The organism is Pseudonocardia sp. WMMC193 (assembly GCF_021728735.1).
Classification (GTDB): domain Bacteria; phylum Actinomycetota; class Actinomycetes; order Mycobacteriales; family Pseudonocardiaceae; genus Pseudonocardia; species Pseudonocardia oroxyli.
Window position 1 is genome coordinate 5,108,457 of sequence record NZ_JAKKDO010000003.1, and the last position, 20,537, is coordinate 5,128,993.

The window sequence follows — 20,537 nt, forward strand, 5'->3', positions numbered from 1 at the left end:
GTTCTGCCTGCAACCTCAGCATCATGTGCGCCGTGAGCCGCGCGATCGGTGCTGGTGGGGCCCTGAGCGACGCACGTCGATTCCCTCGTAATGCGTAGGTCTGGGGTTCGACTCCCCAAGGCGGCTCCATCATTGCAGGTCAGAGGCCTGCGCTGCGCGCTTCTCGAGAAGTTTCGTGGCCTCTTGTGTGCGTAGCTCAGCGGGTGCATCTCCGGCATGAGCGGTGGGGCCGGGCAAGCGTCGGCCCCACCGCTGTCAGGCGTCCAAGGGGCGCCGTCGTTCGAGGGTGCTCATCCGGCCTGCGAGCAGTGCCAGGACGGCGAGCGCAGGCGGTAGGACCCCGGCGGCCACGAAGATCACCTCAATCGGGACGATCAGCGAGAGAGGTCCGGCCACGGCGATCGAGACGGGCATGAACGCGATGGAGACGAAGAAGTCGAGGCTCGCGACGCGTCCGATCATCTCCGGCGGGACCAGGCGTTGGAGCAGCGTCCCCCAGATCACGACGCACGCCCCGGTGGCGGCGCCGACCACGAACAGGGCCGCGAGCATCGCGACGAGGTCGGGGACGAGGCCGAGGACGGCGAGCGGAAGGGTACCGCCACCCCAGCAGAGGATCATGAAGGTCAGGTACCGCCGCGGCAGCCGCAGCGAGGACACGACCAGCGATCCGATCGCTCCGCCGATCCCGTAGGCGGCCAGGAGGAAGCCGAAGGCCGCCTCGCCGTCGGCGAACCGCTCGCGGGTGAGGAACGGCAGCAGCACCTCGATGGGCCCCTGGATGATCAGGGCCAGCGACGAGCCGAAGATCAGTGTCCACAGTAGCCATCGGGTGCCTACGACGTAGCGCACGCCGGCGCGCAGGTCACTCCACGCACTCGTCGGCTCCCCGGTGCGGGCGGGCTCGTCGCGGCGGCTGAGGAACAGGACGGCGACGAACGCGGCCAGGTAGGACGCCGCGACCACCGCGGCTCCGACGGCCGGTGACCACATTCCCACGACGAGGCCACCGAGGGCGGGCCCGAGCCCGGCACCCAGCGCGGGTCGCAGCGCGCCTTCGAGCCCGTTGGCCGCGAGGAGCTGCTCGGCCGGGAGCACCTGCGGCAGGTAGGCGCTGTAGGCCGGGTAGAAGAACGCACTGCCCGCGCCCAGCACGAACGACGCCGCGGCGACGTGCCACAACGCGATCGCTCCCGTCGACGCGAGGGTCGCCACCACGGTCATCACCGCGGCGGTCGTGCCCTGCACGGCGACGAGGATGAGGCGCTTCGAGAACCGGTCGGCCACGACACCGCCCACGATGGAGAAGGCGAACAGGCCGAGGCTCATCCCCGTCGCGACCGCGGAGAGGGCGAGCGGGCTGTCGTCGAGCGCCAGCACCTGGAAGACCATGACGATCGTCCACATGCCGGTGCCGAAGACCTCGATGCCGACGGCGAAGAAGAGCAGCCGGTAGTCCCGCGATGCCAAGGGGCGCAACGCGCGCAGCTTCTTGCTCATGCCGCCACCCGCTCCGCCGTGAGGTGCAGCTGCGGCCAGTCGCCGACGTCCCGGAGCAGTTGTCTGTCGTGTGTGGACAGGACGACGGCCGCCCGGGTCGCCCCCAACGCCTCGGTCAGCTCGTCGACCAGGGTGATGGCGAGGTGGTTGGTGGGTTCGTCCAGGAGTACGACGTGCGGACGGGCCGCCAGCACCAGGGCCAGGTCGAGTCGACGCTGCTGCCCCATCGACAGCTCCCCGACACGCTTGGCCGACTCCCGAGGCCGCAGCAGCCCGAGCTGCGACAGCCCGATCGCCTCCGCCGACGACAGCCCGCCCTTCGACACGAGCGCACCGAGACGCGTCGAGAACACCTCGCTCGCCCGTCGGTCGAGGGGCAGATCAGTCTCCTGCCGGAGGAAGCCCAGCCGCGTACCACGAGAGCTCCGGAGCGACCCCGTGTCCGGTGCCAGGTCGCCGTGGGCCACCTGCAGCAGCGTCGACTTTCCCGCTCCGTTCGGGCCGGTGACGACGAGTCGGTCGCCGTGGGAGAGCGTGAACGACACTGGCCCTGCCAACCGTCTGGAGACGGCGACGCCGTCGACCCCGAGCAGGAGCGTGCCGGTGCGCGTGGGGAGATCGGGGAACCGGAAGAGCAGCGGCGGTTCGGCGACGGTGACCGCGTGGGCGTCGAGCGCCTCCTGTCGGCGGTGCACGCTCTGAACCAGCCCGCCGGCGCGGGTGGCTCGGCCGTGTTTGTTGTGCCCCTTCTCGGGGCGCCAGGCGGAGACGAGCCGGTTCTGCGCCGCGCTGAGGCTGTCCTGCAGGCGGGCGTGTTCAGCCTGCTGCTGGGCGTACTCCTCCTCCCAGCGTTCCCGCTCCGCCACCCGGCCCGCCCGGTAGCCGGCGTAGCCGCCGCCGTAGACGCGGGGCCGACCGTCCGCCGTCGGGTCGAGATCGACGACGGTCTCCGCGACGTCGGCGAGCAGGGCGCGGTCGTGGCTGACGACGACCACGCCGCCGTCACGCCCGCGTAGCCGCGCGGTCAGGAAGTCGAGGCCACTGCGGTCGAGGTGGTTGGTGGGTTCGTCGAGGAGCAGGAAGTCGTCGTCGGCGCCGAGCAGGCAGGCCAGGCGCACGCGGCAGCGCTGTCCGACGGAGAGGTCGGCGAGCGGGCGCGTCATGTCGGTCTCGGCGTCGAGCGACTCCAGGGCGATCCGGACGCGGCGTTCGGCGTCCCAGGCGTCGAGGGTCTCGGCGGCCGCTAGGGCTGCGGCGTACGGCTCGTCCGGTCCGCCGTCGGCGAGCACGCGCCCAGCGGCGTCGAGGGCGGCCAGGGCGGCGAGCGGCTCGGCGATCGCCTCGGCCACGGTCTGGCCGACGGTCCGGCCGTCGGCCGAGGCCATCTCCTGTTCGGCGACGCCGGTCGTGCCGAGGCGCTGCACCGTTCCGCTGTCCGGGAGCAGGGTGCCGGCAAGCACGTGCAGCAGCGTCGACTTGCCGCGGCCGTTCTCGCCCACCACCGCGATGCGGGAGGCCGGCGTGACGGTGAGATCGACGTTCTGGAGGACGGGGGTCGTCCCACGCGCCAGCGAGATGTTCGAGGCGATGAGCTGCGCACGATGGCGCGCGCGATGAGCAAGGGTGGGCATGCTGTCCTTCGCGACGGCACAGCGCGCGCCGGAGGGCCCGCGGATGTGCAGGTGAGGGTGAGCGGTCGGCCCGGCGCCGGATGAGGATCGACGACGCAAGGAAGGGACGGACCGAGCTCAACGCTCAGAGGAAGTACAGATGCACGAGACGGATGGTAGCAGTCGAACATCACGGAGATCGCAGAAGATGAGGAAACGGACAACCGCGTCGGCGGCCGAGTCCGATCGCCCTCGGGACGAGCGGGCCTGATAGGCGACGGTTCGGCAGTAGGATGAGGCGATCATGGGCACCACACCCGAGATCGCCGACTCCTTCGAGGTCGTCGTCAGCGGTGACGGGAGCCTGACGGTCCCGGCCGCAGAGCTGGCACGCCATGGCGTGCGTCCTGGGACCCGCCTACGGCTGGTCAAGCCTCGGGTTGCGGGCCGTCAGGGCGGCCGTTCGGCGGGCAAGCTCGCCGGCCTGGTCCCGGATGAAGTGGTCGAGGCGTGGTCGCAGGCGCTTGATGACGACCGGGCCGAGCGTCGTTCCGCCGGTGGGCCCGTTTCTGGCTAAGGGTCTGCGGTGGGCGGGGGCTGCACCCTGAACCATCTTCATCTTGCCTTCTGTCGGCCTGCGTCAGCGATCGACAGGGCATGCGGCGGCTCGCTACTGCTGCGATAGTTGCAATCTAGCGGGAGTTATCTCAGTAGCCATCCCTCGGTGATGGAAGTCGAGCACTGCGATAGCTACTTACTGGGTGATACTATCGAAGCATGCCTGGCGACCTAGAGCTAGCGCTCGCGGACATCGCCGCCGGTCAGTGGGGGCTGGTGACCACTCCGCAGGCCGTTGCGGTTGGTCTGAGCAGGGTGCAGCTGTCGCGGCTCTGCAAGGCCGGGGCGCTCATCCGGCTTCTCCATGGCGTGTACGCGCTCCGGGGCGCGATGGGCACCGAGAACATCGAACTGCGAGCTGCCTGGCTGGCGCTCGACCCGCGCCGGCTTGCTGCCGACCGTCTCGGCGATGGTCCCCACGGCCCCGTCGTGTCCCACGCCTCGGCTGCAGCGCTCCGAGGTCTGGGTGACCTCGACGCGGATCGCCACGAGTTCACCGCGCCGTCGCGAAAGCAGACTCGACGTGATGACCTGAGACTGCACCGGGGAGTTCTCGCGGGGGACGAGGTCACTGTGTACCGGGGGCTTCCGGTCACGACACCGCTCAGAACCGTTGTGGATCTCCTCGCCGACGGCCACGACGGTGGACATGTCGCCGGCGTGGTTGCCGACGCGCTCAGGCTGCGAATGCTCAACCCTGACGAACTGGCCGACCGGATCGGGCACTTCGCCACCCGGTTCGGACTACCTCGGGGTGACGGAAGCGCTCTGATGCGACACCTCGAGGAGCTGGGGGGTGTCAGTGAGCAGGTTGACGCCGACAAGGTCGCCGAGATCGCCCGAGCTGCTCGACTGCCCGTTTCCGCGATACTTGATGCCCTGAGCGAGACGCGAGCCGGCCACGCTCGACTTGCGCAGCAGGCGATCGACTTCCAGGCAACCGCGAACCTCCTGGAGGCCGCGGGGGTCTCATCGGCGATCGAGAAGTCTGCCGCGGCCGCCGTCCCCAAGATCGACCTGACGACTCTCCTCGGCCCCGCTGCATACGAATCACTGGCGGCGGCACTGTCAAGTCCTGAACTGCAGAAGGCGGTCGGCATATCCGCTGTTGCGCAGGGCGCCCTGGCCGCGACGGGTGCCAAGCTCAGCGCTTCGGAGGTGAGCGGCATAAGCGCGATCGTGGAGCAGGCGCTGGCCTCTCGTACCGCAGGGATCAGTTCTGCCGTCCGCCGAGCACTCGCCGGGATCCGTCAGTCACCAGGTATCGAGACCCAGGATGACGATCGGCAGGACGACGACCACGAGGGCGACGAGTGATGAGTGGCGACCACCCGACCGGATACGCCACTCCCGACGCGATGTGGGGCGCCGTCGTAGCTCGAAGCAAGAACGCGGCGAGAAAGACCGGATCTACAGCTCAGAACCTCGCCCGCCAGTTCGTCTACGACCGCTTCCTCGCGCGCGTGTTCACCTACGCGGGCGGCGGAGAATGGGTTCTCAAGGGAGGGACCGCTCTGCTCGCGCGGGTCCGCACGGCCCGGCACAGCCGCGACATCGACCTGCTCAGGGAGCAGGGAACGCTCGACTCCGCTCTCGACGAGCTGGAACGAGCCGCGGCCGTCGATCTTCGAGATCACCTACGCTTCGTGCTGGGCGCTTCCAGCCGTACCGAAGAGCGCCCTGGCGAGCCGGGGACCGAGCTGGCAAAGGTGAAGATCGACGCGTATGCGGGTGTCAGGCTGGTGAGTGAGTTCGTCGTGGACATCGTGCTCAACGCAGTGATCACGGGTGATCCCGAGTCACGGCAGCCCGAGCCGACGATCGAGCTCGCCGGAATCGAGAGCCCCGCCTACTTGATCTATCCGGTCGCTGACCATGTCGCCGACAAGCTCTGCGCGACATTCGAGCTCTACGGGCCCGCGCGGCTGCCATCCAGCCGCGTTCGTGATCTCGTGGACCTGGTGGTCATCGCTCGAACCCAACATGTTGACGCAGGCGCACTTCGCGTCGCCATCGACGCCGAGCGCGTGCACCGCGGGCTGCCTGAGATCGTGCAGTGGGACTGTCCAGATGGGTGGACAACCAACTATGCCAAGGTCGCTCACGACGTTGTGGAGTGCCGTGACCATCGCTCCTTCCGCACCGCCTCGGCGCTGGCGAGCGCGTTCCTTGATCCGATCCTGACGAACGAAGTCGACAACGACGCCACGTGGAGTCCCTCGAACCTGCGCTGGGAGGCCTAGCGTCGGAGTCGATCTCGAACGGGCGGCCCGTGTCGTGGCCTCCTTCGTGGCCTCCAACTGCTGCCCGCGATTCCGGTCGCGCGTCCTCCCGGGCCGCTGAGCTGCGTTGTTGCCCCCGGTGCCTGTCGCGAGCCCGCGGACGGCAATTCTCGTAATGCGTAGGTCTGGGGTCCGTTTCTCTCGGTAGAAGATCCACATCTGATCGGTCCGTGGCATGTCGATCGTCCGGGACGCTCTTGGGTGCGCCAGATGGCGTTGTACTCGTTGGGTGCGTGTCGGCCGAGGCGGGCCTGGATGCGTGCGGTGTTGTACCGGCCGTCGTGAGAGGCGAACTGTTCGTTCTCCGTCTGTGGTGATCTCCCACCGCGTGGCGGTGCTGGCGAACTCGGCAGAGGTGACCTTCGGCGGAGAAGGTGATGCACCCGCGGAGCCCTCCCGCTCGGCCCCCCGGCGGGGTGGCCGAGGATCTCCGGCGGCGCGGGGTATCGCTCGCAGATCGTCCGGCCTGCTCGGGAAGGGCACGTGGAGAACGCTGCAGGGAGGCCACGGACCGTCGCCGGGGCTCGCCCGCGATCGGGGTGAGGGAGGGGAGGATGCCGTGATGACGGCGAGGAGCGATGGGCGGTTGGCTGCCCTCGTGGAGAGCCTGCGCACGGAGTCGAGCCTGGTGGAACAGACGATCCGGGACGTCCGTGCGAATGTGCCCGCGTACTCCGGGGTGCCGACGGAATCGCTCGTGGCGAGTATGAAGCGCAACCGCTCGCTCGCCGCGCGCGTGCTGTCCGAGGGGGTGGTGCCGCCGAGCCCCGAGATCTGGGAGGCGGACTCGATGACCGCCGAGCGGCTGCATCAGGGTGTGGAGATCCAGGACATCCTGGGTGGTTTCCGGGTCGTGATCGCCACCATCCAGAGGTGGGTCGTCGACCAGGCTCCGGCGCACGGCCTGGACGTGCGGGAGACGTTGCTGCTCTCCCAGCTGTTGTGGCGGCTGGGCGATGCGGTCTCGGCGCGGGCCGCGATGACCTTTCGGCAAGAGGGGATCACGGGTGCCCTGGCGGACGAGCAGCGGCGGGCGGAGTGGGTGGTCGCCCTGCTGACGGGGACGACGGACGACGCGGTGCTGAACGAGGGGTGGGCGCGCTACGGCGTGGACCGCCGCCGGCTCTACCTGGCCGTCTGCACTGCGGAGATCGCCGATCACGAGCTGGGGCGGCTGCGGACTCGGCTGACCGAATCGGTGACCCGGGAGCCGGGCGGACACGCCGTGCTGGTGCCTTCCGAGGGGCGGCTCGTCGGTGTGGCGACCCATCCGCCGAGGCACGCCGGCGTCGTCGTCGCCGTCGGCCCGGTGGACCAGGTGGGCGAGTTGCCGAGCTCGTTCACCGTGGCGCAGCGCGTACTCGCCGCGGCCCGCCTGCACGCCGACGACGGGACCCACACCGTCGGGTCGGAGACCTGGCGGCTCGGGGTGCCCCTCACCCCGGAGGTCGGGGAGGTTCTCGTCGCCCGCTACATCTCGCCGCTGCGGGAGCAGGGCGCGTTCGGGGGGCTCGTCATCGAGGCGCTCCAGGCCTGGCTCGCGCACCAGCGCAGCATTCCGCGCGCCGCCGCGAGTGTTCCGACCCATGTGAACACCTTGCGGTACCGCCTGGCTCGTTTCGAGGAGCTGACCGGTCGCTCGCTCGAGGACACCGACACGATCGTCGAGCTGTCGTGGGCGCTGCTGGCCGCGCCGAGCGTTTCGTAGCTGGAGACGAAACGGACCGCCGAGGTTTGGAGCGCGGACCGTGGCCTCGGGGGCCGTGGATTCCTACATTCGAGACCCACGGCAGCGGCATCCCGTCACACCGCCGGGCCGGTCCTCGACAGCGCAGTCGCCTCAGGAGTCCGCTTTGACAGAGCTCACCTCAGGTCGGTCCACCTCACGCCTCCGTCAGCTCACCGCCGCGTCGGTGGGCAACGCGGTGGAATGGTTCGACTGGTACGTCTACTCGATGCTCGCGGTCTATTTCGCGACGCAGTTCTTCCCCAAGGACGCCGAGAACTCCCTCGTCCCGCTGTTGTCCACGCTCGCGGTGTTCGCGGTCGGGTTCTTCGCCCGACCCCTGGGCGGGCTCGTCATCGGGGCGCTCGCCGACCGCTTCGGTCGCAAAGCGGCGCTCAGTGCGACCGTCGGCGGGATGGGTGTGGGCAGCCTGCTGATCGGGGCCGCCCCGACCTACGAACAGGTCGGCGTCCTCGCGCCGGCGCTGCTGCTCGTGGCCCGACTGGTGCAGGGCGCCTCCGCGGGCGGTGAGTACGCGGCCGGTTCGGCCTTTCTGGTGGAAGCCGCTCCCGAGGGCAGGCGCGGGCTGTTCTCGAGCTTCTTCTACGCGAGTGCGACCGCTGCCAACCTGCTCGCCATCGGGTTGAGCGCGCTGCTGGCCAACCTGCTGAGTGCGGAGGACATGAACTCGTGGGGCTGGCGTGTTCCGTTCCTCCTCGGAGCCGTCGGGGCGCTCGTCGGGCTGTGGATCCGGCGGCACGCGGAGGAGACGCTCGAGACCGTCCCCGCTGAGAAGGCCACTGCCCGGCGGCCCGGCTTCTTCACCTTCCTGCGGGAGCATCCCCGGGAGGCGTTCATGGTCTTCGGCATCACCGCGGCCCCGGCGTTGGCCTTCTACGTCTGGACGTCATACCTGCCGACCTTCGCCGGCATCACGGTCGGCTTCGACCCGAAGACGGGCCTGCTGTCCGGCGTCATCGCGCTCTCCTGGTTCCTGCTGCTGCAGCCGGTGTTCGGGCTGCTCTCCGACCGGATCGGTCGCAAGCCCCTGCTGCTGGTCTTCGGCGGGGCCTTCGCGGTCGGTGCCGTCCCGATGCTGAGCCTCCTCGACGACACCTTCACCAGGATGCTGGTGGTGCAGCTGGTCGGGTTGACCTTCCTCGCCTGCTGGTCCTCGGTGTCGGCTGCGGTGTCGGCGGAGCTGTTCCCCGCGAGCCTGCGCAGCGCGGGCATCGGATTCCCCTACGCGCTGTCGGTCGCGTTGTTCGGGGGTACCGGCCCCTACGTGGCGACCTGGTTGGTGAGCATGGGCGCCCCCGGTGCGTTCGGCTGGTACATCGCGGTGTTGGCGTTGCTCAGCTTCCTCGTGTACCTGCGGCTCCCGGAGACCGCGCACGGGCCGCTGCGCTGACGGAGAGGAACGATCTCGTGAGTGTGAGAGTGTGGATCGTGGGCGTCGGCATGACGCCCTTCGGAATCCATCGGGACAAGACCGTCAACCAGCTCACCCAGTGGGCCGTCGGCGATGCGTTGGCGGATGCGGGTGCAGCCACCGAGCAGATCGACGCGGCCTTCTTCGGCTCGGCCACTCAGGGTCTCCTCCAGGGCCAGGTCATGATCGGTGGACAGATCGCCCTGCGGGAGATGGGCGTGCAGTCCATCCCGGTCTACAACGTGGAGAACGCCTGCGCGACCGGGGTGAGCGCCTTCGGGCTCGCGGTCAACCACGTCAAGGCCGGAGCGGGCGACGTCGTCCTCGCCGTGGGCGTCGAGAAGATGCACGTGGACGATCCGGCACGGTCGATGGCGGTCTTCGACACCGGCTACGACGTCTCCGATCCCCGGGCCCTCGGCAAGACCCTGGAGGAGCTCGGCGGGGTGCTCGACGAGCCCGACCTCGGCAGGAGGTCGATCTTCATGGACATCTACGCCGCGATGGCGCGCAGCCACATCCGCCAGTTCGGCACCACCCGGGAGCAGATCGCCGCCGTCGCCGCCAAGAACCACGCCCACGCCGTCGACAACCCGCGGGCGCACTACCGCAAGGCCATGACCGTCGAGGAGGTGCTGGCCGCGCGCACGCTGTCGTTCCCGCTCACCGTCCCGATGTGTGCGCCGGTGACCGACGGCGCCGCCGCCGTTCTCGTGTGCAACGACGACGGGCTGCGGCGGCTGAGGGCCGCCGGCGCGGTCGAGGTGCTGGCCGCCGTCCTCGGCACCGGCACCGACCGGGACATCTCCACGTTCGACGGTCACCTCAGCACCCGGGTCAGTGCCCGGGCCTACGCACAGGCCGGGATCGAGCCGAGCGAGGTCGACGTGGCCGAGGTGCACGACGCCACCGCCTTCGCGGAGGTGCTGCAGACCGAAATGCTCGGGCTGGTCGAACCGGGGGAGGGCGGCCCGGCCGCCGAGCGCGGCGAGACCGCTCTCGGCGGGCGCATTCCGGTGAACCCCTCGGGGGGCCTGGAGTCCAAGGGGCATCCGATCGGGGCCAGCGGGCTCGGCCAGCTCTTCGAGCTCACCGAGCAGCTGCGCGGCACGGCGACCGGCCGCCAGGTCGAGGGCGCCCGGGTCGCCCTCGCGGAGAACGGCGGTGGGTTCCACCGCGGCGAGGAAGCGGTGACCTCGGTGGTCATTCTTCGGAAGGGAACGAGCTGAGCATGGCTCTCATCGACTTCTTCGACCGGGGCAGGCGGCTCAACCCGCAGGGTGTCGCCTACCGGGACGCGACGTCGACCTGGACGTTCGACGAGGCGGGCCGGTACTCGTGCCGGATCGCCCACGCCCTGCTCGCCGCAGGTGCGCGCACCGGGACCAAGGCCGCCGTCCTGGCCCCCAACGAGGCCCTGGCCTGGATCTGCGTCCTGGGGATCTGGCGATCGGGAAGCACCTGGGTGCCGCTCAACCCCAGCCATCCCCTCGACGACAACGTCGTGTTCATCGAGCGCTTCGACGTCGAGATCCTCTTCTACGCGCCCTCCCTGGCCGACCAGGTCGAGCAGATGCGGTCCCGGCTGCCGGGGGTCCGGATGTGGGTGGCGCTGGGCCCGGGGACCGACGACCCCCGGCTCTCCGAGTGGCTCACCGGTCACCCGGACACCGCCCCCGCCGTCGTCCACGATCCGGACGACGTCGTCGCCATCGCGCCGACCGGCGGGACGACGGGGATGCCGAAGGGGGTCATGAACACCAACCGCAGCTTCTCGGTCATGGTCGCCCACCAGATGCTCGCCCTGACCTACCCGGCGGAGGCACCGGTGGTGAACCTCGCGGCCGCGCCCATGACCCACACCGCCGGGCTGTTCAGCCTCCAGGCCAGTGCCCGCGGCGGCACCGTCGTGATCGTGCCGGGGGCGACCGCGGACAACGTCCTCGGCGCGATCGAGGAACACGGGGTCACCGAGCTGTTCCTTCCGCCGACCGTCGTCTACCGGCTTCTGGAACGCCTCGACACCCGGCCGACCGACACCTCCTCGCTCCGCTACCTGATGTACGCGGCGGCCCCGATGTCGGTGGAGAAGCTCCGCCGAGGCATCGAGCGTCTCGGTCCGGTGTTCGTCGAGTGCTACGGCCAGATGGAAGCGCCTGCGGCCATCAGCTTCCTGCGCCCCGACGAGCACCTCGTCGGCGGTGAGATCGCCCCCGCCGCCCGGCTGTCCTCCTGCGGACGGCCCTACCCACTGATCACCGCCGCGATCCTGGATCCCGCGACCGGGGCCGAGGTCGCCCCCGGGGTGACCGGCGAGATCTGCGTCCGGGGCGACCTGCTGATGAAGGGCTACTACAAGGACCCGGTGCGGACCGCCGAGACCATCGTGGACGGTTGGCTGCACACCGGCGACCTGGGGACCATGGACGAGCACGGCTACCTCCACCTGACCGACCGCAGCCGCGACCTGATCATCTCGGGCGGGTTCAACGTGTACCCGGGCGAGGTGGAACAGGTGCTGTGGAGCCACCCCGCGGTCCGGGACTGCGCCGTGGTCGGTGCGCCGCACGAGGACTGGGGCGAGGCGGTCACCGCGGTGGTCGAGCTGAACGACGGCGCCGAGGTCGACGAGGCCGAGCTCGTCGCGCTCTGCCGCACGCGGCTCGGACCGGTCCGGACGCCGAAGCAGGTGTTCTTCGTCGACCGACTGCCGCGCAGCGCCAACGGCAAGGTGCTGAAGAAGGACGTCCGCGCGGGCTTCTGGGCCGGCCGCGAGAGCAGGATCTGACGCGATGAACGAGCTGCAGGACAAGATCGCCGTGGTGATGGGCGCCGGGTGCACCGGCTCCGGAATGGGCAACGGCCGCGCCACCGCGATCACCTTCGCGCGGGAGGGCGCGCTCGTCGTCTGCGCGGACCGCGACGAGGCGGCCGCGGCCGAGACCGCGGAGATGATCCGTGGGGAGGGCGGCCGGGCAGGCCACGCCCGCGTCGACGTCACCGACGAGCCCGCGGTGGCACGACTCGTCGGAGCCGTCGTCGCGGAGCACGGGCGCCTCGACGTCCTCGACAACAACGTGGGCATCGCCCAGGTCGGCGGCGTGACCGACCTCGACGAGGAGGACTGGGACCGCGTCTTCGCGGTGAACCTCAAGGGCGCCTACCTCGCGATGAAACACACCATCCCGCACATGGTGGCGCAGGGGGGCGGGTCGATCGTCAACATCTCCTCGATCGCCGGCATCCGCTGGAGCGGGGTCCCCTACGCGACCTACTACGCGAGCAAGGCGGCGCTGAACCACCTCACCCGCACCACGGCCGTCGAGTTCGCCGGGCGCGGGGTGCGGGTCAACGCCGTGCTGCCCGGACTGATCAAGACCCCGATGGTCGCGAACGCCGCCGGTCTGGCGGACGCCTACTCCACCGCGGACGTCGAGTCGATGTTCGCCAAGCGCGACGCCCAGGTCCCCATGGGGCACATGGGGACCGCGTGGGACGTTGCGAACGCGGCCCTCTACCTGGCCAGCGACCGGGCCGCGTACGTCACCGGCGTGGAACTCGTGGTCGACGGGGGGATCACCCTCGGCTTCGCCCAGTGACCCACACGAGTCCCACGTCCGCCGGGCCGTCGAGCCCGCCCGGTGGCATGCCGATCCGCCCGCTCAGAGGTGGCCCTGCTCTCGCGCCGCGTGGACCGCGGCCGTTCTGTTCGAGACCCCGAGCCGGCGCATGGCGTTGCGCAGGTAGGCCTTGACGGTCTCGGTTGCCAGACCGGTCGCCTGAGCCACGTCGCGGTTGCTCATGCCGACGGCGACGAGGCGGAGGACCTCCGTCTCCCGCGGGGCCGGCTGCACCGCCCCGTCGTCCGTCACTCGTTTCGGGAGCAGAGCGCACATCCGGTCGTCCAGCCACGGCGACCGGCGTTCCGGGGTGTGTCGGCCTCACAGTGTCGCGGGCAGCCCCAGCCACGGCTTGTCGGCGGCGGGGAAGCCGGTGAGCTCGGCGATCCTCCCGTCGACGATGTGCAGGACGTCGATGGCGAAGAGCCGGTACACGGGGTCCTCGGGCGTGCGCAGGTACTCCACGACCGCGGGCATCCGGTTGACCGTCGTGACCACGCAGCGCCAGTCGTCGTATCCGGGGCCGCCGAACCCGCCCGTCACCCAGGAGTCCAGGGCGGAGCGTGCGGTGACCAGGACGCCGGGGTCCGGCGGCATCGTGAAGCGCAGGTCCTCGCGCATGAGGGACAGCAGCCCGTCGAGGTCGTTGCGTTCGTGGGCGTCCACCCACGCCTTCACCGTGGCCCGTTCGTCGGCGGACAGTCCGCGCGTGGCGGCGGTGCGCCAGTCGAGTCGGCGATCGGGCAGCTGCGCGCGCATGGTCTCCCGCGCCCGCTGCAGGGCACTGGTCACGGAGGCGACGCTGAGTCCGAGCGCGTCGGCGGTCGCCGCCGCGGGCCAGCCGAGGACGTCACGCAGGATCAGCGCCGCCCGTTGGCGCGGCGGCAGGTGCTGCACGGCGACGACGAACGCCAGCTCGATCGTCTCGCGTGCCACCGCCGTCTCGTGGGGATCGTCGGGCAGCAGTCGGTCCGGGTAGGGCTGCAGGTACCGCACCTCCGAGCCGGCGCCCGGGAGATCCACCGGGAGCGGGGTGCGATGGGTGCGCTTGTCGAGGAAGTCCAGGCAGGCGTTCGTCGCGATCCGGTACAGCCAGGTCCGCAGGGTGGCGCGGCCGTCGAAGGTCTCCCGCTTGTTCCAGGCGCGCAGGAATGTCTCCTGGGTGAGGTCCTGGGCGTCCTCGTAGTTCGCCAGCATCCGGTAGCAGTGCACCTGCAACGCACGCCGGTGCGGCTCGGTCTGGAGCGCGAACCGCGCGGTGTCGTCCGCGCGGGCGGCCGCGATGAACGCGGCCTCGTCGGCGCCGTGCAGCCTGGCGTCGGTCATGGTCGTCGATCCTTCCACCGGGTCGAGGGGTCACGAGGACTGACGACCCGGCGGAGGGTTTCTGATCGGTGACGGCCCCGAGGAGCGGTGGGCGCCGCCCGACCGATGCCGTGCGCGGCAACGCGGGAGGCGGCCGCGGGGTGAGGTGTGGCGCAAGCGCCGACCACAGGGGTGGAGCCCAGGAGGAGGCGCGGTCCTCGACGGCGCGGACGGCCTCGGCATGCCACCCTCGGGCGAGGGGCTCGATCGCCTCGAAGGCGCCAGCGGTGGTGCCGGGGAGGGTGTGGCCTGCGGTGCGGACCCGGCCCAGGATCCCCTCGGCGGCGGTGTCCGCCTCGGCTGCGAGCCCGGGCAGGTCGACGCCGGTGAGCACGCCGTCGCGCTTGACGAAACGCGGGCGGAGGGGCCTCGGGCCTCCCTTCGGGATGGTGGCCGGGTGACCGGCCGTGCCTCCGCCCCGGGAGTCGGCTCGGGCGTTCAGGATCCGGTGAAGGCGGCGGAGACCGCCCGGCGGGCGGCGGCCCGCAGCCACCGGGGCGGTTCGGCCAGTGCCCGGTCGGCCGAGCCCGCCTCCGCCACGGCGCTGTGTACGGCGCGGATCCCGGCGTCCGCCGCGGCACCCTCGGTGAGCCGCAGCGCGCCGACCACCGCCACGGCGGGTACGCCGAGGGCCGCCGCGCGCCGGGCGACGCCGACGGGAGCCTTGCCCGCCAGCGACGAGGAGTCCATGCGGCCCTCGCCGACCACGACGAGATCGCTGTCGGCCAGGTGCGCGTCGAGCCCGAGGAGGTCGCAGACGTAGTCGACGCCGGGGGCGAAGCGGGCGTCCAGTGCGGCGTACAGCCCACCCGAGACGCCACCCGCGGCGCCGCCCCAGTCGATCGCGGTCGCGTCCCGGCCGGTCGCGGTGCGGAGCGCGGCGGCGAGCCGGGCGAGCCCGGCCTCCAACGCGACCACCTCGTCCGGGCCCGCGCCCTTCTGCGGGCCGAACACCGCGGCCGCGCCCGTGGGGCCCAGCAGGGGTGAGGCGACGTCGCAGCACAGGACGAGCTCGCAGTCGGCCAGCCGGGGGTCCAGGCCGGTGAGGTCCACCCGTGCGAGGTGGGAAAGCCCCCCACCGCCCGGCCCGACGGGCCGGTCGTCCGCGGTGAGGAAGCGCGCGCCGAGCGCAGCCAGCAGCCCGCTGCCGCCGTCGGTGCCCGCCGAGCCCCCGAGCCCGACGACGATCCGGCGGAACCCCGCGTCGAGCGCCGCGCGGACCAGCTCGCCGGTCCGCCCGGACCCGGCCGTCAGGGCCGAGGTGCGGCTCGGGGTCAGCAGCTGCAGCCCGTCCGCGGCGGCGAGTTCGATCACGGCCTGGTCGCCCAGCGAGGCCCACCGGGTCGGCATCGGGTCACCCTGCGGGCCGGCCAGGAGGGTGGTGTGCCGGGTGCCGCCCGCGGCGACGACGGCGTCGACGGTGCCCTCGCCGCCGTCGGCGATCGGCAGCTCCCGCACCCGGGCGTCGGGCAGCGCGTCCCGGACGCCGTCGGCGATCGCCGCTGCCGCCTCGACGGCGGTGAGCGTGCCCTTGAACTTGTCCGGCGCCACGAGCACCCGAGGGGTCGACCCGGTCACGGTCATGCGTCTGCTCCGCTCGTGTGTGTAGTGAGTTCATGTATTACATTAGCGGAGTGGACCTGCGCACCCGGTCGGTCGTCGACGCCGTCGAGGAGGCCCTGCGCCATCGCATCCTGACCGGTGCGGAGCCCGCGGGCGCCACGGTGACCGAGGTCGGGGTCGCGGCGCGCTTCGCGGTGGGCCGCCCGACGGCGAAGGCCGCCGTCGACCGGCTCGTCGGCGACGGGCTGCTGGTCCGGGACGGACGCCGCGGCTCGGTGGTCCCGGTGGTCGGCCCCGAGGACATCACCGACCTGTACGACGCCCGGTTGTTGCTCGAGCGGCACGCCCACGTGCGGTTGGCGCGCGCCGCCACGGTTCCGCTCGACGCCACGCTGGCCAACACCGCACTGCGGCAGGCCTCCGAGGTCGGGGACGCACTGCGGGTCGTCGCCGCGGACGTCGAGTTCCACCGGGTGCTCGTGGCGGTCGACGGCAGCCCGCGGCTGCGCCGGATGCACAGCGGGCTGCTCGCCGAGGCGCACGTCTGCATGGCGCGCGTGCAGGCGAAGCAGCTGATCGGGGCGGGCGCGATCGCCGACGAGCACGAGGCGATCCTCGACCGCCTCGCCGCGGGGGACCCCGACGGTGCCGCGGCGGCCACCGAGCGCCACCTGCTGCGGGCCCGCGACGAACTGCTGGCCTCGATGTTCCCGACCGAGAAGGCGACCCCATGACGAAGGCGCACATCCTGGTGACCCGCGCGCTGCCCGGGCGGGTCCTCGACCCGCTCACGGGCCTCGGCGAGGTGACCGTGTCCCCGCACGACCGGCCGATGACGCCGGACGAACTGCACGCCGCCCTCGCCGGGGCGGACGCGGTGATCGCGACGCTCAACGACCGGATCGACGAGGCCGCGCTCGCCGCGGCGGGCCCCGGCCTGCGGATCGTCGCGAACACCGCGACGGGCTACGACAACCTGGACGTCCCGGCCATCGCCGCACACGGCGCCGTCGCGACCAACACCCCCGGTGTCCTCGTGGACGCCACCGCGGACCTCGCGATGGCGCTGCTGCTCGACGTCACCCGCCGGGTGTCCGAGGGGGACCGGCTGATCCGCTCCGGCACGTCCTGGGCGTGGGACATCGGGTTCATGCTCGGCGCCGGGCTGCAGGGCAGGCGGCTCGGCGTGGTCGGGATGGGGGCGATCGGGCAGGCCGTGGCCGCGCGCGCCGTCGCGTTCGGGATGGAGGTCGTGCACCACTCCCGGCGCGGTCCCGCGGTGGTCGGCCCGAGCACCCGCCTGGAACTCGACGAGCTGCTGGCCACCTCCGACGTGGTGAGCCTGCACTGCCCGCTCACCCCGCAGACGCGCCACCTGATCGACGCCGCGGCGCTGCGGGCGATGAAGCCCGGCGCGTTCCTGGTCAACACCGCACGGGGGCCCGTCGTCGACGAGGCCGCGCTGGTCGAGGCGCTGCGGTCCGGCGAGATCGCCGGCGCGGCGCTCGACGTCTACGAGGACGAGCCGCGGGTGCACCCCGGGCTGCTCGACCTCGATCGCGTCGTCCTCGCCCCGCACCTCGGCTCGGCCACCACCGAGACCCGGACCCGGATGGCCGAGCTCGCGGTGGAGAACGTCGTGGCCGTGCTCAGCGGCCACGATCCGCGAACCCCGATCCCGGTCTGACCGGCCCGGGCCGGCCCGCCGGCACGACCTGCGTCACCCGGACCGTGCAGAGTCCTCCGATGCCGTGTGGCACACGGGGTTCGAGAGCGTGCCGACGCCGTCGACCTCCACGCGGACGGTCTGACCGGCCCGCAGGAACCGTCCGGTGTTCTCGGCGACGCCCGCGGGGGTGCCCGTCAGGATCACGTCCCCCGGCTCGAGCGTGACGTACTGGCTGATCTCCGCCACCAGCTCGGCGAATCCGAAGATCATGTCGGCGGTGGACGCCTGTTGCCGCACCTCCTCGTCGACGTAGGTCCGCACCACGAAGGGCTGTCCGGCGTCGACGTCGTCGGCGCTCAGCATGCAGGGCCCCAGCGGCTTGAAGCTGTCGAACGACTTGGCGACGGGGACGTTCGGACGTCCGACGTGGGCGCGACGTCCGAGTTGGACGTCGCGCGCGGAGACGTCGTTGGCTGCGGTCAGTCCTGCCACGTGGCGCCATGCTCGATCGACGTCCACACGACGGGCGGTCGCGCCGATGACGAGGGCCACCTCCCCTTCGTAGTCCACCTCCTCGGCCGCGATCTCCGGCAGCACGATGGCGTCCCCGGGATTGCCGACCGCCGAACCCGCCGCAAAATGGAAACGTGGGTGCGAGGGCACGTCCGCCCCGATCTCACGTGCGTGAGCGGCGTAGTTGAGCCCGACGACGCAGATCTTGCCCGGCCTGCGAACGGGTGCGAGCAACGGCACGGTCCCGAGCGCGGCGACTTCTCGAACCGGCGCGGTCGACGCCCGGTCCAGAAGGCCTGCGCGGAGGAGCTCGTCGAGCGACGGCGCCAGATCCAGGAGGTGGACCTCCTCGCCCTCGATTCGGGCCACGCCTCGGGCGGTCTGCGCGACGCGTGTCATCGCGTCGCCGCTCTGCACAGCACGGCCGCGGTGGGGGCCTCGGCGTCTTCGGAGCGGGAGCCGGCCCAGGCGACGACCCCGTCGGGTCTGACCAACGTCAAGGGCATGGGGTAGGAGGCGGATACGTCGGTGCCCGACAACCGGACGACGTCCAACGGTGCTCCCGAGTCGGCGAACGCCGACATCCAGTCATCCGCGTCGCCCCCGCCCGGTGACACGAGCAGTACGAACGAGCGGCCGAACAGGTCCAGGACGGAACTGCCGTCCCTGAGTTCGACGTGGGGGGCGCGGCAGCCTGGAAGGCCTGCGGGAACGTAGGTGCTGTGGTCGTCCGGCGTGTCCGGCGCGTCGGCACCGATCACGATGGGGGAGTTCAGGTACCGGTAGCCGAGTTGCGTGCCGAGCGAGGACCACTCCACAGCGCGCGTGCGGACCACGGCATCGGCGGCGCGGGCGCGGGCCGCCTCGCCCTCCGCGCCTTCGTCATCGAGGTCCGCCCCCGTCGGCAAGGCGCTGTCCGCCAGGTAGTTCGCCCGGGCGCGTCGCGTGTTGCGCACCGCCACGGGCCTGCGTTCGAGGTCGTAACTGTCGAGCAACTCGGGCCCCGCCTGTCCGCGAAGGACCATGTCCAGCTTCCAACAGAGGTTGTGTACGTCGCCCATCCCCGTGTTCATGCCATGACCTCCGGACGGCCACATCTGATGAGCGGCGTCACCGGCCAGCAGGACACGCCCGACGCGATAGGTCGACGCGACGACGGTCCGCCCGGACCACGTTCTGGAGTCGATGACGTTCACCTCGATGTCGGCGCTCCCGATACAGTCCCGAATCGTCGCCACCACCTCGTCGGCAGCGTGTCGCTCGCCGGGCCGCAGCGGATACGTGACGCGCCACAGATTGTCGCCGTTGAGCGAACCGAAGATCGCGCGTCGCGGCCGAAGGGCGTAGTACTGCACGGCGGGCGGCGAGTGGGTGACCTCGAGAAGGTCGGGGATGTCGACGAAGACGCCCTGCCACGTCGCCTCGTCCGCCCGGCCCTCCAACGACACACCGAGCCGGCGACGAATGGTGGAGTCGGCTCCGTCGCACGCGACGATGTAGGAGGCCGTCACCCGCTTGCCGGGGCCGTGCGGCTGCTCGAGGAACGCGATGACCCGGTCGCCCTCCTCGGCGGTCTGCGAGCATCGCCATCCGTAGCGAACGGCGACGGTGGGAAGCGAGTCCGCCCGGTTGCGCAGGGCGGTGTCGAACCAGAACTTCGGCCACCACACGCCACCCTCGGGGCTCGCGCTCGATGCCGTCGAGCGGCGATCCGCATTGGACGGTCGAGGGAAGCGAGCGACCTCGTGGGCCGCCAAGCGCGTCACGAAGGCGATGTCCCGGGGATAGCCGGCCGGGAAGCCACTCCTGTCCACCTCACCCGAGAGTCGGTGCTGGCGAAGCCATTCCATCGTGCGGACATCGACGGACTCCGCCGTCGGGTAGGTGATCGACCCGTCTCTGCGGTCGACCACGAGAACACGTGCGCCCCGCGTGCCGAGCCCGATCGCCGCGGCGAGCCCGACAGGTCCCGCTCCGACCACGACGACGTCGTACTCGTCGGCGTCGATCCCCCTGACGGGCCGACCGGCGACGGCTCCGGTCATCGACGGACTCCGCTGTATCCCTCGGCCCGACCCCCCGGGGCGAAGTACTCCTCGGGATCGATCTCGTGCCCGTCGGGGTTCCGCTGGAACTCCTGGGACCGCATGAACGCCCGCATCTCCTCCTCCGTCGCGAAGTTCATCCCCGACAGCTCCACCGTGTTGCCGTCGGGATCGCGGTAGTAGAGGCTGCTCGCCACACCGTGGTCGGCCGCTTCGACCGGCTGCACGCCCAGCGCCTTGAGGTGCAGGTACTGACCGTGCAGGCGTTCCAGGTCGGGGTACCGGACCTGCAGGTGATGCAGTCCGACAGAACGTCGTCCCGCCCCACCGACGTCGGCACACTCGAACACCGCGATGCGTTGGGTGTAGGGAAACCCGCCGGGCAGCTGGAAGAACGCGATCCGGGTGGGTGTGTCCGGGTCGGTCGTGCCCACCCCGCTCGCGGGGGTCATGTCCAGCGTCGGAGGCTGCCGCAGGATCTCGGTGTAGAAGCGGCAGAGCCGCTCGTAGCGGGGGGTGCGCAGGACGACCTCGGACAGGCCGATGCGAAACGACTCACTCATGCTCTCTCCACTCCTCGAGGATCGCGGTCCG

At 71.2% G+C, this 20,537-nt stretch carries 18 protein-coding genes; 10 read left to right on the plus strand and 8 right to left on the minus strand.

Annotated features, from left to right (window positions below):
• Nucleotides 1–255: 255 nt before the first annotated feature.
• Both L3X23_RS26305 and L3X23_RS26310 read right to left on the minus strand, forming a co-directional pair.
• Nucleotides 256–1,500 (minus strand): MFS transporter, encoded by a 1,245-nt coding sequence (locus L3X23_RS26305; protein ID WP_237195418.1) that lies wholly within the window; start codon nt 1,498–1,500, stop codon nt 256–258.
• A complete protein-coding gene (locus L3X23_RS26310; protein WP_237195419.1) occupies nt 1,497–3,131 on the minus strand; it encodes an ABC-F family ATP-binding cassette domain-containing protein in 1,635 nt (544 codons plus the stop codon). Before L3X23_RS26310 ends, L3X23_RS26305 begins: the two co-directional genes overlap by 4 nt.
• 283 nt (nt 3,132–3,414) lie before the next feature.
• Here L3X23_RS26310 and L3X23_RS26315 point away from each other — a divergent pair, with 283 nt between their 5' ends.
• From L3X23_RS26315 to L3X23_RS26350, 8 genes are all read left to right on the plus strand, one after another.
• Nucleotides 3,415–3,687 carry a hypothetical protein gene (locus L3X23_RS26315; protein ID WP_237195420.1) on the plus strand — a complete coding sequence of 91 codons (273 nt, stop codon included), beginning with the start codon at nt 3,415–3,417 and terminating at the stop codon, nt 3,685–3,687.
• Nucleotides 3,688–3,887: 200 nt separating this feature from the next.
• A complete protein-coding gene (locus L3X23_RS26320) occupies nt 3,888–5,045 on the plus strand; it encodes a type IV toxin-antitoxin system AbiEi family antitoxin domain-containing protein (protein WP_237195421.1) in 1,158 nt (385 codons plus the stop codon).
• On the plus strand, nt 5,045–5,971 hold the full coding sequence (locus L3X23_RS26325) for a nucleotidyl transferase AbiEii/AbiGii toxin family protein (RefSeq protein WP_237195422.1): 927 nt from the start codon (nt 5,045–5,047) through the stop codon (nt 5,969–5,971). The genes L3X23_RS26320 and L3X23_RS26325 overlap by 1 nt, the downstream gene beginning before the upstream one ends.
• A 625-nt stretch (nt 5,972–6,596) precedes the next feature.
• Nucleotides 6,597–7,718 (plus strand): CdaR family transcriptional regulator, encoded by a 1,122-nt coding sequence (locus L3X23_RS26330; RefSeq protein ID WP_237195424.1) that lies wholly within the window; start codon nt 6,597–6,599, stop codon nt 7,716–7,718.
• A 145-nt stretch (nt 7,719–7,863) separates the two neighbouring features.
• A complete protein-coding gene (locus L3X23_RS26335) occupies nt 7,864–9,147 on the plus strand; it encodes an MFS transporter (RefSeq protein WP_237195426.1) in 1,284 nt (427 codons plus the stop codon).
• A gap of 17 nt (nt 9,148–9,164) precedes the next feature.
• On the plus strand, nt 9,165–10,397 hold the full coding sequence (locus L3X23_RS26340; protein WP_237195428.1) for a thiolase family protein: 1,233 nt from the start codon (nt 9,165–9,167) through the stop codon (nt 10,395–10,397).
• A gap of 2 nt (nt 10,398–10,399) precedes the next feature.
• Complete coding sequence (locus L3X23_RS26345; RefSeq protein ID WP_237195429.1) at nt 10,400–11,956, plus strand: AMP-binding protein; 1,557 nt, start codon at nt 10,400–10,402, stop codon at nt 11,954–11,956.
• A 4-nt stretch (nt 11,957–11,960) separates the two neighbouring features.
• Nucleotides 11,961–12,767, plus strand: coding sequence for an SDR family NAD(P)-dependent oxidoreductase (locus L3X23_RS26350; protein ID WP_237195431.1), 807 nt, complete (start codon nt 11,961–11,963; stop codon nt 12,765–12,767).
• A 63-nt stretch (nt 12,768–12,830) separates the two neighbouring features.
• Here L3X23_RS26350 and L3X23_RS26355 read toward each other — a convergent pair whose 3' ends face one another.
• From L3X23_RS26355 to L3X23_RS26365, 3 genes are all read right to left on the minus strand, one after another.
• Nucleotides 12,831–13,040, minus strand: a complete 210-nt coding sequence (locus L3X23_RS26355; RefSeq protein WP_237195432.1) for a response regulator transcription factor — start codon at nt 13,038–13,040, stop codon at nt 12,831–12,833.
• Between the two features lie 69 nt (nt 13,041–13,109).
• Nucleotides 13,110–14,114, minus strand: coding sequence for an RNA polymerase subunit sigma-70 (locus L3X23_RS26360; protein ID WP_237195433.1), 1,005 nt, complete (start codon nt 14,112–14,114; stop codon nt 13,110–13,112).
• A 477-nt stretch (nt 14,115–14,591) separates the two neighbouring features.
• Nucleotides 14,592–15,737: a glycerate kinase gene (locus L3X23_RS26365; protein WP_237195434.1), complete on the minus strand. Its 1,146-nt coding sequence runs from the start codon at nt 15,735–15,737 to the stop codon at nt 14,592–14,594.
• 50 nt (nt 15,738–15,787) lie between these two features.
• Between L3X23_RS26365 and L3X23_RS26370 the strand changes: the two genes are divergently transcribed.
• Nucleotides 15,788–16,450 carry a GntR family transcriptional regulator gene (locus tag L3X23_RS26370; protein WP_237195435.1) on the plus strand — a complete coding sequence of 221 codons (663 nt, stop codon included), beginning with the start codon at nt 15,788–15,790 and terminating at the stop codon, nt 16,448–16,450.
• Nucleotides 16,447–17,403, plus strand: coding sequence for a D-glycerate dehydrogenase (locus L3X23_RS26375; protein WP_237195436.1), 957 nt, complete (start codon nt 16,447–16,449; stop codon nt 17,401–17,403). Before L3X23_RS26370 ends, L3X23_RS26375 begins: the two co-directional genes overlap by 4 nt.
• A 33-nt stretch (nt 17,404–17,436) precedes the next feature.
• Here the strand turns inward: L3X23_RS26375 and L3X23_RS26380 are convergent, their stop codons facing one another.
• The 3 genes from L3X23_RS26380 to L3X23_RS26390 are packed head-to-tail and all read right to left on the minus strand — an operon-like array spanning nt 17,437 to nt 20,506.
• Nucleotides 17,437–18,267, minus strand: a complete 831-nt coding sequence (locus L3X23_RS26380) for a fumarylacetoacetate hydrolase family protein (protein ID WP_237195437.1) — start codon at nt 18,265–18,267, stop codon at nt 17,437–17,439.
• Nucleotides 18,268–18,293: 26 nt separating this feature from the next.
• Nucleotides 18,294–19,943 (minus strand): FAD-dependent monooxygenase, encoded by a 1,650-nt coding sequence (locus L3X23_RS26385; protein ID WP_237195438.1) that lies wholly within the window; start codon nt 19,941–19,943, stop codon nt 18,294–18,296.
• Entirely contained in the window at nt 19,940–20,506 is a 567-nt protein-coding gene (locus L3X23_RS26390) for a VOC family protein (RefSeq protein WP_237195439.1), read from the minus strand. The genes L3X23_RS26385 and L3X23_RS26390 overlap by 4 nt, the downstream gene beginning before the upstream one ends.
• Nucleotides 20,507–20,537: the final 31 nt, after the last annotated feature.

Bases quoted from the DNA above. Each gene is read 5' to 3' on its own strand.
- L3X23_RS26305 (WP_237195418.1), bottom strand. From the start codon at position 1,500: ATGAGCAAGAAGCTGCGCGCGTTGCGCCCCTTGGCATCGCGGGACTAC.
- L3X23_RS26310 (WP_237195419.1), bottom strand. From the start codon at position 3,131: ATGCCCACCCTTGCTCATCGCGCGCGCCATCGTGCGCAGCTCATCGCC.
- L3X23_RS26315 (WP_237195420.1), top strand. From the start codon at position 3,415: ATGGGCACCACACCCGAGATCGCCGACTCCTTCGAGGTCGTCGTCAGC.
- L3X23_RS26320 (WP_237195421.1), top strand. From the start codon at position 3,888: ATGCCTGGCGACCTAGAGCTAGCGCTCGCGGACATCGCCGCCGGTCAG.
- L3X23_RS26325 (WP_237195422.1), top strand. From the start codon at position 5,045: ATGAGTGGCGACCACCCGACCGGATACGCCACTCCCGACGCGATGTGG.
- L3X23_RS26345 (WP_237195429.1), top strand. From the start codon at position 10,400: ATGGCTCTCATCGACTTCTTCGACCGGGGCAGGCGGCTCAACCCGCAG.
- L3X23_RS26350 (WP_237195431.1), top strand. From the start codon at position 11,961: ATGAACGAGCTGCAGGACAAGATCGCCGTGGTGATGGGCGCCGGGTGC.
- L3X23_RS26360 (WP_237195433.1), bottom strand. From the start codon at position 14,114: ATGACCGACGCCAGGCTGCACGGCGCCGACGAGGCCGCGTTCATCGCG.
- L3X23_RS26365 (WP_237195434.1), bottom strand. From the start codon at position 15,737: ATGACCGTGACCGGGTCGACCCCTCGGGTGCTCGTGGCGCCGGACAAG.
- L3X23_RS26375 (WP_237195436.1), top strand. From the start codon at position 16,447: ATGACGAAGGCGCACATCCTGGTGACCCGCGCGCTGCCCGGGCGGGTC.
- L3X23_RS26385 (WP_237195438.1), bottom strand. From the start codon at position 19,943: ATGACCGGAGCCGTCGCCGGTCGGCCCGTCAGGGGGATCGACGCCGAC.
- L3X23_RS26390 (WP_237195439.1), bottom strand. From the start codon at position 20,506: ATGAGTGAGTCGTTTCGCATCGGCCTGTCCGAGGTCGTCCTGCGCACC.